A 12,383-nucleotide genomic window follows, 5' to 3' on the forward strand; every position below is an offset into this window, starting at 1 on the left:
CTTTTCCTCTCCCTATATCTTATATTCTTTCTCAAAATTTTTGAATTCTACGACCTTATAGCTTTCATCCTTTTTTATGAAATAATCTCCGGAAAAGCTTTTTTGGTTTAGAAATATCTCAAGTACAACAAGATAGAGATGAGGAGTTTTATTTTTATAAGTGCGCAATAATTTTTTGAAACCCGACATTAACATTAGATCTGTATTCAAGTTATCACTGTCATTACAAAATATTTTTCTTTTCTCAAATGCTCTTTTTACCCAATTGGGCTGTTTTTCAACATTAGTAAGGAAAATTCGCCACGCTTCAACTGTAACTTCGCCAAGTTTCGCTTGCATTTTAGACTCCTTTTTACTGCATCACTACCCCGTTTTTTTACTTTTATATTATTTAAGCGATAACGCTTTCTTTCATCTATTACTATTATAACATTCCCAAAATAAAAGCGCAATATAATATTGCACTTTTATTACTTTTATTTACATTGATTTTAATCATTAATTTCAACGACTTTTTCTCCAAAAAGTTCTTTTGCCATTGCAAGACCTTCATCTTCATGTCCTGACTCTTCTGGCTGGCTTTCTTGAGGTTTTTCAGCTTTGAGATTTGCGACATATTCTGCCCGAATAGCCTGCCAGTCACTTTCCGCTAATGCAATAATTTCTGGCGAGAAACCCGTAATTGAACTTAATAGATTACCACAAGTCAGCTGTAAATCATCATTTTCTGTCACTCGCTTCGCAAGATTACTGTGTGGAAATGTAACAACTACAAAATTCTCAGAGGCTGCAACTGGTGCAGTGTTGTTGAGTAGCGCGCGTTCAGCTGGTTTCCCGATGCTTGCAACAAGTTCTGGCCAAGCTGACAAGACTGATTTTCTAGCATCATTTGTTGCTTCAGATAGCGCTTTATAGACCAAATCTTTATTAATATGATTTTTATTTACTGACGGATTTTTGACTGTTTTTTTGATTTCTGTCAGTGTGCTTGATTGTGTTGTACTATTTTGATTAGAAATTTGACTTTTCAACTCTGCAAGCTCAGATTTTAACGCTTGAATTTCTTGTTCAAGATGAGTTGACGAATCTGTAAATATTTCTTGAGATTCTGTCAGTACTGACAGATTTTTCCCAACTTCTGACAAACGCATTGTCATCACATCTGCTGCGATTTTGGTCTGAGTTGTTTCTTTAATCGTCTTTAAACTCTCTATAGCAATATCAACCCATGCAAAAATTCGATTTCTGTCAGTACTGACAGACTTGTCTAACAGCATATCTCGAAAATGAGCTAATAAATCCTCGGTGAAACGTAACATATTTTTTCCTTCAGAAAAAACATAATCCAATTGCTCCAAAGCCTTATTTTCATCATTAACTGACAAAGCCTGAATATAGCTGACAAGTGCCTCATTGGCAATAGAACCTGTTACTAGTAGCGCATCTTTCTCTTGTAAAGTGCCTTCAGAAAATGACAGAGCTTGGTCGAGTAACGAAAGTGCATCGCGCATTCCGCCCTCAGCTGATTTGGCAATGACATCTAATGCTTCAGGAGCAAACTCAACTTGTTCATCAGACAAGATTTCAGCTAAATGAGTTCTAATATCACTTGTCGTAATCGCCTTGAAAGCAAAACGCTGAACACGAGAAATAATCGTTGCTGGAATTTTCTGCAACTCTGTTGTTGCCAGAATAAAGACAACATTTTCCGTAGGCTCTTCCAATGTCTTCAAAAGTGCATTAAAAGCCCCCGTTGAGAGCATATGAACTTCATCAATGATATAAACTTTGTAAGTCGCAGTAGAGGCAGCATACGTCGATTTGTCACGAATCTCACGAATTTCATCTACCCCATTATTTGATGCCGCATCAAGCTCAATGACATCTTCTAGCGTTCCTTTTGTGATTGACTCACAAATAAAGCACTGGTTACAAGGTTCTCCGTCTACTTGATTGGGGCAGTTAATTGCCTTAGCAAATATTTTTGCAGCTGAAGTTTTCCCCGTTCCGCGCGGTCCACTAAAAAGATAAGCATGAGAAATCTGATGATTGACAATAGCATTTTTTAATGTGGTTGTTACCACTTCTTGCCCAACCATTCCATCAAAGCGCTGCGAGCGATATTTTCTATATAAAGCTTGATAAGCCATGATTAACCTTTATTTCTAATATAAATCCTGTTGCTCACTATAATTAAAATCTTTGAGTATCTCAGTTGTTGCATCACGAGATTGGATAAGCGCATCAATATCTTCTGACTGATAATTTTTTAACGCCCAGCGAAGTGCAAAAATTCTTGCACGCTCAATCGTTGCAGCATCAGCTTCCGCTGCACTGAAAAATATTTTACGCGCTTTTTCATCAAAAATCGCCCAAGCCACTGCCACATCACAAGCTGGGTCACCCATCACAGCCCTGTCAGCACTGACAACATCAGCAAGTCTTCCATTGGTAACACGCAAATTTTGAGGATTAAAATCTCCCAATACCCAGACTAAATCTTTACTCCAAGGTTTATTAGCTGCACGTTCAAATTTTTCATGAAGCAAATCAGCAGGCACAATTTTTTGATATTGTTTCAAAAGCATCGAAAACTCTGCTTCAAAAAAAGACAAATCAGAACCAGCAAAATTATTTTCAAAGTTCGGAACATTATTTTCTTCACTAGCAGGAAGCCTATGCAACTGATACAAAAAATATCCCAATTCACGAGCAAACTCTCTAGCATCACCAATATTTCCTGGATTTACAGATTGTCCAGAAGTTTTATCAGTATCTCCAAATCTGTCAGCAATAAATTTATCAACAATTTCACTCATCGTTCGTCCTTTCAATTAAGCAACTTCGAAAAATTTAAAATCCGTCATTTCACATAAAATGTCTGCAAATTCTTCCAAATATTTCTCATCAATCTCATCATAAAAACCAACTTCTGAGCTATCTAAATCAAGCACACCTACAACTTTTCCATTTTTAACAAGTGGTACGACAATTTCTGACCTCGCCCGCCCATCACAAGAAATGTAATTTTTATGTTTTTTCACATCATCAACAATCATTGTTTCGCATTTTTCAGCAGACTCACCACAAACACCCTTACCCATTGTGATTTCAACACAAGAAACCGAACCTTGAAAAGGTCCCAAAATCAGTTTTTCACCATTATAAAGATAAAACCCCGTATAAACTTGATCAGGCAAAAAATTCCATAATAAACTGCTCGCATTTGCTAAATTTGAAATCGTATAATTTTGCTCACTCAAGAGTCCTTTTAGCTGTAAATTCAGCATTTCATAACCATCTATTTTTTCTTGTTTATTCATGACAACCCTCTTCATAAAGATATGAATCAATTATATCATTTTTCAAGAACAATTTTTAGATTATATTTTCTTCTTCACATTTGAAAATCTTACTTGAATTGACCACAAATTATCTACAAACATAATCATACCCACTACTCCTTTAAGAATATATTTCCGTGCCTTACAGCTAATAGTCATACGTAGAAAGGCAAAGTATTAAGAGCCACGTGACAATTTTCAGGAGTTCTGAGCAAGCAACCTTATATCTTGATATAACTGAGTTCGCAACATCAGAAGCGATGAGAAAAAACAAAACGGAGTCTACTTCTTTGATCAGAACCACATTTCTCTATTTCTCTACGCTTCTTGACGATATTGCTCACATATTGATATAACTGGATTCTTACGATTAGAAATGAGTGAAAAAGATAAATCTCTCCAATAAACTTCATTTCTCTCCGAGATTTTCTATTTTCATCATTTCTTGCAAATCTTACACACATCTTGGTATAATAAAGAGCATGAACTTAGAAGACCTCAGATGTGAAATTGACCAAATAGACGAACAAATTACTCAACTTCTTGAACAGCGCATGAACCTTGTGCTTGATATTGCTAAAACCAAGAAAATCCAAAAGATTGAAGTTGTTGACCTTTCGCGTGAACAGCTTGTTCTTGACCGTATTGCACAAAAAGTGCAAAACCCCGAATATCGCTCCACAATTATCAATACCTATCAAGATATTATGAAAAATTCTCGTGCCTATCAACAAAATTTTCTTAAAGAAAACAAAAAAACAGACTGATGGAGTATCATCAGTCTGTTTTTTTTACAAGTTAAATTGACCAGCCAAGCTGTCCTTTAACATCATATATTCTAGTTGTGGAAGGTCAAGTAAAACCAATTTACTATTATCCAATAGTTTTTTTGACTTCAAACTATTCAAAAAGCCTTTAATCTCTGTTGTTCCAAGATATAAACATTCCAAAAAGACGATGTGCTTTTTGGCACTCATCTGATTAATAAACCAATCAAAGTCATCCTGAGTCATAGCTATATCAATATCTGAACGACGTACAACCGTTAAATCTTCTTCTTCATTTTTGATGTCCGCTGCTAAAGTTTTAAAAATACTAGTGTCCATCTTTGAGCCACCAGTGACTCCATCCGCCGCATCATCAACTATCGCATCTTCAGCTTCAGCATAAGCACCACGATCAATCATTGCAACCACAGCAATTTCACCATATTTTAAAGTCTTGAGTGAATCTTTTAAATCATTGAGTTCCATTATCTTCGTGCACAACCCCTTTAGTTTTTCTAGCAAAATGTCACAATTTTCGTGAACTATCTCCTATTGCTACATCATCCTAAAACTAAAGAGCTTGTATTCCTTTCCCAATTCTTGAAATATTATCGCTAATTTATTGCGGAAATCAGCAACGAATACTATTAACTTCTCAACCTCATGATAAAACAACAGTAAAAGTCAATTTACAGTCAATCTAGCATACCTCCAGTTTACACTGAGTTTGTGAATTTTTCAAAAAATAAGCTTCCATTTTGTGAAAAAACAAAATCAAATTCAGATAAAACAATCTTACTTTTTCTTTTGTACTTCATGTATTCTTTGCTATAATAGTCTAAAATGGGAAAGAGGATAATATATGAAATTCCAATTTAAAGGAATCAGTTCTTATGAAGAACACGAAGAAAGCAATTACGTTGGTGCTGTTCACAAATCAGTCATCCTTGAATTTGCGAATCTTCAAGATGCGATTAACTACTCTGCTGACCACAAAGATTTCATTATTTCAGAAGATGGAAAGTCGGCTTTCCGAGTTCTTGAAATTTGCGAACTTCCTTAAACGCAAAAAGCACATCAAATGATGCGCTTTTTTTATTTTCTTAATAAAGTTCCAAATAATTATCAATTTCCCATTGTGAAACAAATTGTGCGTAGCTTGCCCACTCAATACGTTTAGCTTCAACAAAATTAACCAATACGTGTTCACCCAATGCTTCTGTAACCACATCATCTTCACGCAATGCTTTAACCGCATTGTGTAAAGTTGAAGGCAAGTCAGTAATCCCATGTGCTTTACGTTCTTCTTCAGTCATCACATAAATATTTGACTCAATCGCTTCTGGAGCTTCCATTTTGTTTTCAACTCCGTCAAGTCCTGAAGCAAGAAGAACAGAGAGAACTAAATACGGATTCGCTGATGGGTCAACTGAACGAAGTTCTACACGAGTTGACATTCCACGTGATGCAGGAACACGAATTAGAGGTGAGCGGTTACGACCAGCCCAAGCAACATACACAGGAGCTTCATAACCAGGAACAAGGCGTTTATAACTGTTTACAGTTGGATTTGCAATTGCTGTAAAGTTGTATGCGTGTTTCAAAAGACCAGCAATAAAACTGTTAGCCGTTGCAGAAAGTCCCATATCACCTGCTGGATCTGCAAAAGCATTTTTACCATCTTCTGTAAATAATGACATATTACAATGCATACCAGAGCCATTGATTCCATGGACAGGTTTAGCCATAAAAGTTGCGTGTAAACCATGTTTACGAGCAATCGTTTTAACAACGAGTTTGAAGATTTGAATATTATCGCAAGCTTTCAAAGCATTTGCATATTTGAAGTCAATCTCGTGCTGACCAATCGCAACTTCGTGGTGAGAAGCCTCTACTTCAAAACCTAGATCTGTCAATACGTTGACAATTTCGCGACGTGTATTACCAGCAAGGTCAGTTGGTGCAAGGTCAAAATAGCCACCTTTATCGTTTACTTCAAGTGTTGGTTCAGCATTTTCATTCAGCTTAAAAAGGAAAAATTCTGGTTCTGGTCCAAGATTAAAGCTCTTAAATCCAAGCTTTTCCATAGATTTCAGATTACGTTTCAGCACACCACGTGGGTCTCCTGCAAACGGTTCCCCTTCTGGAGTGTAAACATCACAGATAACTCCTGCAACTTTACCATATTCATCTCCCCAAGGAAAAACAATCCAAGTGTCAAGGTCTGGGTAAAGATACATATCTGATTCGTTAATACGAACAAAACCTTCGATTGATGAACCATCAAACATCATTTTGTTTTCAAATAATTTATCCAACTGTTCATCTGTGGCTGGAACTTCTACGTTTTTGAGTGTTCCGAGGATGTCAGTAAACATCAAACGTAAAAATTTAATGTCCTTCTCTTTGACATCACGACGGATGTCTGCTGCTGTGATTGCCATGATTTGGGCTCCTAATTAAAAGATTGAGCTTAAGTCTTATGAAATATTTATCAAAAACCGAAACTCTGTTTTCATTTTCGTTGTAAAGGAGGTTGACAGTAGCGTAAACCAAATTTACATACGAGGTTGACTGAAATTAGTAGGATCGGGAGTTCCGAATCGTCCTTGTTGGGCAAATTCGTGTTCGAGTGCATGGTGTACTTCGCTAATTGATAATGTCTGGGATTTCTTAGCATTCCTTTTAGCATAGATTGCTTTGATATCTGCAATATTGTTTCCCTCATGCAATAAATCAGCAATATCAAAAAGTGCATCAATGTCATTGAGCGAATACATTCGACGATTACCATCGTTCCGCTCTGGAAAAATCAGCTCTTGCTCTTCGTAATAACGAATCTGCCGAGCACTCAAATCAGTGAGTTTCATGACGGTTCCAATCGGAAGCACCGCCATAGAGCGTCTTAATTCACGTTCTTTCACTAAAATCTCGCCTCCATGTTTTTTATTATAGACCTTGAATTTTATAATGTCAAGGATTGATGTGAGCTTTTCTAACATCTGTTTTATTTGTTCGGAAATATCGAACTTTTTTGCATTAACAAATTCATATTGCAATGCAAGTTTACAAAAGCTAAACAATATTAATTAAGATAATAATTGTTTGCAACCTCTGCTGATAAGTCTATACGTTTCCTCAAAATTTCCAGTATGCCACGGGTCTGGTACAGAATCATCTAACAACATTGTTATTTTATTTTGTGCATTCACAGGGGCAACTTTTTTTAAATCATCTACATTCGAGTCATCCATCGCAATAATATAATCAAAGCACTCAAAATCAGCTTTTGAAATCTGCTGGCTAACTTTTTGATTATCAAATTTTATATTTTTTTCTACAAAGATATTTTTCGTACCTGGATGAATAGGGTTCCCGTGTTCCCAAGATGAAGTAGCACGGCTTTCGATATGAAACTCATCGTTACGTCCCGCTTTTAAAACTAGATCTTTCATTACAAATTCTGCCATTGGACTTCGACAGATATTGCCTAAACATACAAATAATATTTTTTCCATCTTCCTATACTTTCAAAATGTTTGTCTGAAGTTACTTAAAAGGTTTATATCTGTGAAGCTTATACTCGTTTACCTTTGATTTTTTCTAAGAAAACTTTAGGTCGCTCCACTATTCATTGACTCTATCTCCACTTCGTTGCGCTGTTGATTTTACCAACCAACAAATAGAAACTACTACGATTTACTTTTCTCATTCACAGCCTTGGTGCAGTTATCAATCAAAAAAAGGGATTTACACATGATACAGCTTTAGCTTTTAGACGAACATCTAACCATTAAGTAGTATTAGATGCTCTCTTCGTCATAGATAAAAACTATACTCTCATTATACCTTATTTTACAGGTTTTTTTGGATATTTCTGGCAACAAAAAAATAATCTACAAAAAAGAGATTATTTTTTCTTTTTCAAATACTCTAAGACTATCTCCACCGTCTGCCCTGATGTTTTTTCGGTATTATCAATGAATAAGTCCGTTTTTTCAAATTCAGCAACACCTTCCTTATACATTTCTTGAATACGATGTTGTTCCCACTCATCCAGTTCACGAGTCCCTCGGTTAGTCATACAACTTTCTAGACTTGGGGATAAGGTTATTATTACAAAATCCGCACGCCCAACAGTAATTGTACTAATCTTGTCAAAAGTTTCTAAATACATTGGATATGCAAAAATGATAGTTTCCAATTGTGCTTCAGTAATCAATTGTTCTAGAAGCGTGTAAAGCTTATGAAGTCGTGCACTGATTCTATCAGTGAATGATAGAAAAGCTTCATCGGTTGTCAGCTCATCACACTCAATAAAAATACTATTGGGTAATCTTTCTAATAGAAGTTTTGAAATTGTTGATTTTCCAGAGTTTATCGGTCCATTGATATTAATCACTCTCATCTTCAATCCTCATGATTATAGACATATCCAAGATGTTCGTACGCTAGCTTAGTTGCCTTTCTCCCTTGCTTCGTCCTCATAAGGAATCCTTTTTGAATCAAATAAGGCTCATACATATCTTCAACTGTTTCTCTATCCTCAGCGATATTAACTGCTAATGTACCAAGCCCAACAGGACCGCCATTATACATCTCAATCATTGTCTTCAAGATTTTCTGGTCAATGTAATCTAATCCAGCATTGTCCACATCAAGAATTGTGAGTGCCTTATCTGTAATTAACTTATCCACTCGACCATCACCCATAATCTGAGCAAAATCACGTACACGCTTGAGTAAACGATTCGCAATACGTGGCGTGCCACGCGAACGTAGCGCGATTTCCAAGGCCGCATTGTCAATGACTTCTATTTCGAAAATATCAGCCGTCCGATTGACAATTTCTTCCAAGTCTTTATCGGTATAGTATTCCATATGTGCCGAGATACCAAAACGTGCGCGCAAAGGATTTGACAGCATTCCTGCACGTGTTGTTGCTCCAACCAAAGTAAATGGTGGTAAATCTAGATGAACACTGCGCGAACCATCGCCAGAGCCCAGCATAATATCAATATAAAAGTCTTCCATCGCACTGTAAAGGACTTCCTCGACTTGCATTGGCATTCGATGAATTTCATCAATGAAAAGTACATCACCTGGCTCAAGCTCGTTGAGAATCGCAACTAAATCACCTGGTTTCTCAATTGCTGGTCCTGCAGTTTGTTTAATGTTAACTCCTAGTTCATTGGCAATCACAAATGCCATTGTGGTTTTACCAAGTCCTGGAGGGCCAAAAAGCAAGACGTGGTCAAGCACTTCCTCGCGTAATTTTGCAGCTTTGATAAATATTTCTAACTGGTTTTTGACTTTGTCCTGACCAATATACTGGCTGAAATATTGTGGTCTGAGGGATTTTTCCAATTGGACTTCGTCATCCATTGATTCTTTGTTTAAAATATCGTTCATATTGTCCTCATTATAACAAGATATGAGCACGATTTTCAAGAAATAATGAAAAATAGAAAATATCGGAGAGAAACGAGGTTCCTTAGGGAGATTTGTCTTTTTTTACTCATTTCTAATCGTGCGAACTCAATTACGAAAGATGTGAGCACGACTGTCCAGAACTCGTGAAAACTAGAAAAGGTGGAGATGAGCAACGCCCATTAGAGACTGTTGTCTATTTTCCTGGGTTCTATGCAGCTGAACTCAATTACAGCAGATTGTAAATTCTGTCAGTACTGACAGAATTATTTCATCATTAATTTTAGAGCGGACTTTATATATTCTTCGCTTGTCAGACCTTTTTGATTTGCCAATTCTTTTTCGACTTTTTTCAACTCAGTGGCTCTGTAACCGAGTGCTTGTAGAGCTTCTATCGCTTCCTCTAATGCCACATTATTGCTGTCAGCGCTGACAGGATTTATGGTAAGTGCTGACGAAGACGTTAGGTCAAATTTTCCAGCTAAGTCAAGCACCATCTGCATCGCAGTTTTCTTACCAACTCCCGGAAACTTGGTCAGATATTTGATGTCATTACTATCAATTGCGTTAATCAATCCTTCGTTGTCACTTGCCGCAATAATTGCAAGTGCTGATTTCGGTCCAATCCCAGAAACACTAATCAAACGCAAAAAAAGAGATTTTTCGGATTCGTTGATAAAACCATACAAAGTATGAGCATCCTCTCGAATAACCTGATGCACAAAAACTTTGATTTCAGTATTCATTGTAGCTGACCAGGCATAAGGATTTGCAACGCTGACCAGATACCCTACCCCTTGCACATCAACAACAATATGAGTTGGGGAAATTTTAACTAATTTTCCATTAAGATATTCAAACATTTTTCTACTTTTCTAATATTGATTGAGTTACTGACAGAAACTCTGTCAGTAACTTTCTAATCAAAATCTTTCCATGTTGCAGCTTTTGAGCGGTGCGTTTCTTGGATTCTTCTAAACATCTTCTGAATGTCATCGTCAGAAAAATGAACAATCGTCGGTCTGCCATGCGCACAACTGTAAGGATTTTCACAGGTTGCCAACTCTCTTAGAAGATTTCTTGCTGATTCGGCATCTAGCGGATGATTCGCTTTAATTGAACTTTTGCAAGCCACCATTTGCGCTAGTTCATGCCGATATTTTTTTAGTGAAAATTCCTTAGATGATAGAATAATATCAATCATCTCATTGACAGAAGTTTCAATCTCATTTTCTTTTAACCAAATGGGATGCTCTCTCAGAATAAATTGATTTTCTCCATATTCTTCTAAGAAAATTCCAGCTTCATGAAGTAAATCTTTTTTTTCTGACAAAATCAAGGCATCATTTTTAGGTAAATCAAAGAGATAAGGAGCCAACAACAATTGCTGTTCCATACTCACTTCTCCTATTTTGTCTTTCCAATATTCATATTTGACACGCTCTTGAGCAGCGTGTTGGTCCACCAAATATAAGCCTTCTGGTGCCTGACACAATAGGTAAGTTGCATGAAGTTGAGCTAAGTATTCAAGTTGAGGAAAAACCTGTTTTGTTTCTGTCAGCACTGACAGATCCCTACTGTCAGTAATATTATTCACTGACAGATTTTTGTCAACAAATGATGGTACTATATCAGCGCTGCCAGCACTAGTTTGGGGCTCCACCCATTCTTCTCTTATCAAATTTTCATTTTTGTTAAACACATTTGTTTCACTGACATAGAAATCTTGTCGGGTTTTATCATAATATAACGGCGATTGCTGCAAGGGTAACTCTGTTTGCACATTATTTTCAACTTTTGACATCGGACGCTTTTGCAAATTCTCCAAAGCATCAGGGATAAGAACTCCATCAAGAAATGCTTCTTCAATCCCTCTAGAAATCAATGCCATCAATTCTTTCTCTTTTGACAAACGCACTTCTTGTTTAGTTGGATGTACATTGACATCCGCAAGTTTTGGGTCAATATGGATAGACAACACGGCAATCGGAAATCGACCCACCATCAAACGATTACCATAGCCATCCAAAATTGCACGATTAAGCAAGAAATTTTTAATAAATCTCCCATTAATTAAGAGTGTAATATAATTTCGATTAGCACGAGAAAGCTCAGGTAAACTAACATAACCCGTTAATTCAAAATCCAAATCTGATTTTTCCACGAGTTTCATCTTTTTAGCTGTTGTAATCCCATAAACAGAAGCAATAACTTGGCGCAAATCACCCGAACCACTCGTTCTTAAAAATTCCCGTCCTTCATTAACTAACGTAAAAGAAATTTCTGGGTGTGCTAAACTCAAACGGTTAACAATATCCGTAATGTGTGATAATTCTGCTTGCAAAGATTTGATGTATTTGAGTCTTGCTGGTGTATTGTAAAACAGATTGGCAACTGAGATTTTTGTCCCTGAACGCTTCGCCAAAGGTTCAATTGTCGTAATCTCACCGCCTCTAGCAACAAGCTTAGTCCCTGATTCTTCAGCATTCACACTTGTCTCAATCGTAAATTCACTGACAGATGCAATTGACGGAATCGCCTCTCCTCGAAATCCTAATGTACGAATCCGAAACAAGTCTCCTGACTCTTTGATTTTACTTGTAGCATGACGTCTAAGTGCCATTGCAACATCTTCTTTTTCTATCCCAGAGCCATTATCCGTGACTTCAATCAGACGCAGACCAGCTTCCTCAACTTTGATGGTAATTTTATCGCTTCCTGCATCAATAGAATTTTCAACCAGTTCCTTCACAACACTTGCTGGTCTTTCAACCACTTCCCCAGCCGCAATTTGATTGGCGAGACTTTCATCAAGTTCAATAATTTTTCCCACGATACCCCC

Annotated in this window: 14 protein-coding genes; 2 read left to right on the top strand and 12 right to left on the bottom strand. The window is 36.8% G+C overall.

The window, feature by feature from the left end; all coding sequences use genetic code 11:
- Positions 1–12 precede the first annotated feature (12 nt).
- From D7I46_RS09330 to D7I46_RS09345, 4 genes are all read right to left on the bottom strand, one after another.
- Entirely contained in the window at positions 13–339 is a 327-nt protein-coding gene (locus tag D7I46_RS09330; protein WP_120772653.1) for a hypothetical protein, read from the bottom strand.
- 152 nt (positions 340–491) lie between these two features.
- Positions 492–2,150, bottom strand: coding sequence for a DNA polymerase III subunit gamma/tau (gene dnaX, locus D7I46_RS09335; RefSeq protein WP_120772654.1), 1,659 nt, complete (start codon positions 2,148–2,150; stop codon positions 492–494).
- A 15-nt stretch (positions 2,151–2,165) separates the two neighbouring features.
- On the bottom strand, positions 2,166–2,819 hold the full coding sequence (locus tag D7I46_RS09340; RefSeq protein ID WP_120772655.1) for a phosphotransferase: 654 nt from the start codon (positions 2,817–2,819) through the stop codon (positions 2,166–2,168).
- 15 nt (positions 2,820–2,834) lie between these two features.
- Complete coding sequence (locus D7I46_RS09345) at positions 2,835–3,323, bottom strand: GAF domain-containing protein (protein ID WP_120772656.1); 489 nt, start codon at positions 3,321–3,323, stop codon at positions 2,835–2,837.
- Between the two features lie 503 nt (positions 3,324–3,826).
- Here D7I46_RS09345 and D7I46_RS09350 point away from each other — a divergent pair.
- On the top strand, positions 3,827–4,111 hold the full coding sequence (locus D7I46_RS09350; RefSeq protein WP_120772657.1) for a chorismate mutase: 285 nt from the start codon (positions 3,827–3,829) through the stop codon (positions 4,109–4,111).
- Between the two features lie 24 nt (positions 4,112–4,135).
- Here D7I46_RS09350 and D7I46_RS09355 read toward each other — a convergent pair whose 3' ends face one another.
- Positions 4,136–4,597, bottom strand: a complete 462-nt coding sequence (locus tag D7I46_RS09355; protein ID WP_120772658.1) for a hypothetical protein — start codon at positions 4,595–4,597, stop codon at positions 4,136–4,138.
- A gap of 376 nt (positions 4,598–4,973) precedes the next feature.
- Here D7I46_RS09355 and D7I46_RS09360 point away from each other — a divergent pair, with 376 nt between their 5' ends.
- Complete coding sequence (locus tag D7I46_RS09360; protein ID WP_120772659.1) at positions 4,974–5,174, top strand: hypothetical protein; 201 nt, start codon at positions 4,974–4,976, stop codon at positions 5,172–5,174.
- Positions 5,175–5,214: 40 nt separating this feature from the next.
- Here the strand turns inward: D7I46_RS09360 and glnA are convergent, their stop codons facing one another.
- The 7 genes from glnA to mutL all read right to left on the bottom strand — a co-directional run bounded on the left by glnA (position 5,215) and on the right by mutL (position 12,374).
- Positions 5,215–6,555, bottom strand: coding sequence for a type I glutamate--ammonia ligase (gene glnA / locus D7I46_RS09365; RefSeq protein ID WP_120772660.1), 1,341 nt, complete (start codon positions 6,553–6,555; stop codon positions 5,215–5,217).
- Between the two features lie 114 nt (positions 6,556–6,669).
- The gene (locus D7I46_RS09370) at positions 6,670–7,035 is read right to left on the bottom strand and encodes a MerR family transcriptional regulator (RefSeq protein ID WP_120773335.1); all 366 of its coding nucleotides are present in this window, start codon (positions 7,033–7,035) and stop codon (positions 6,670–6,672) included.
- Positions 7,036–7,200: 165 nt separating this feature from the next.
- Positions 7,201–7,629 (bottom strand): low molecular weight protein-tyrosine-phosphatase, encoded by a 429-nt coding sequence (locus D7I46_RS09375; RefSeq protein ID WP_120772661.1) that lies wholly within the window; start codon positions 7,627–7,629, stop codon positions 7,201–7,203.
- A gap of 392 nt (positions 7,630–8,021) precedes the next feature.
- On the bottom strand, positions 8,022–8,519 hold the full coding sequence (locus tag D7I46_RS09380) for a DEAD/DEAH box helicase family protein (protein ID WP_120772662.1): 498 nt from the start codon (positions 8,517–8,519) through the stop codon (positions 8,022–8,024).
- A 2-nt stretch (positions 8,520–8,521) separates the two neighbouring features.
- Positions 8,522–9,523 (bottom strand): Holliday junction branch migration DNA helicase RuvB, encoded by a 1,002-nt coding sequence (gene ruvB, locus D7I46_RS09385; RefSeq protein WP_120772663.1) that lies wholly within the window; start codon positions 9,521–9,523, stop codon positions 8,522–8,524.
- A gap of 284 nt (positions 9,524–9,807) precedes the next feature.
- Positions 9,808–10,404, bottom strand: a complete 597-nt coding sequence (gene ruvA / locus D7I46_RS09390; protein WP_120772664.1) for a Holliday junction branch migration protein RuvA — start codon at positions 10,402–10,404, stop codon at positions 9,808–9,810.
- 56 nt (positions 10,405–10,460) lie between these two features.
- Positions 10,461–12,374, bottom strand: coding sequence for a DNA mismatch repair endonuclease MutL (mutL, locus tag D7I46_RS09395; RefSeq protein WP_120772665.1), 1,914 nt, complete (start codon positions 12,372–12,374; stop codon positions 10,461–10,463).
- Positions 12,375–12,383: the final 9 nt, after the last annotated feature.

It is taken from the genome of Lactococcus allomyrinae (genome assembly GCF_003627095.1).
GTDB classification, from domain to species: Bacteria; Bacillota; Bacilli; order Lactobacillales; family Streptococcaceae; genus Lactococcus; species Lactococcus allomyrinae.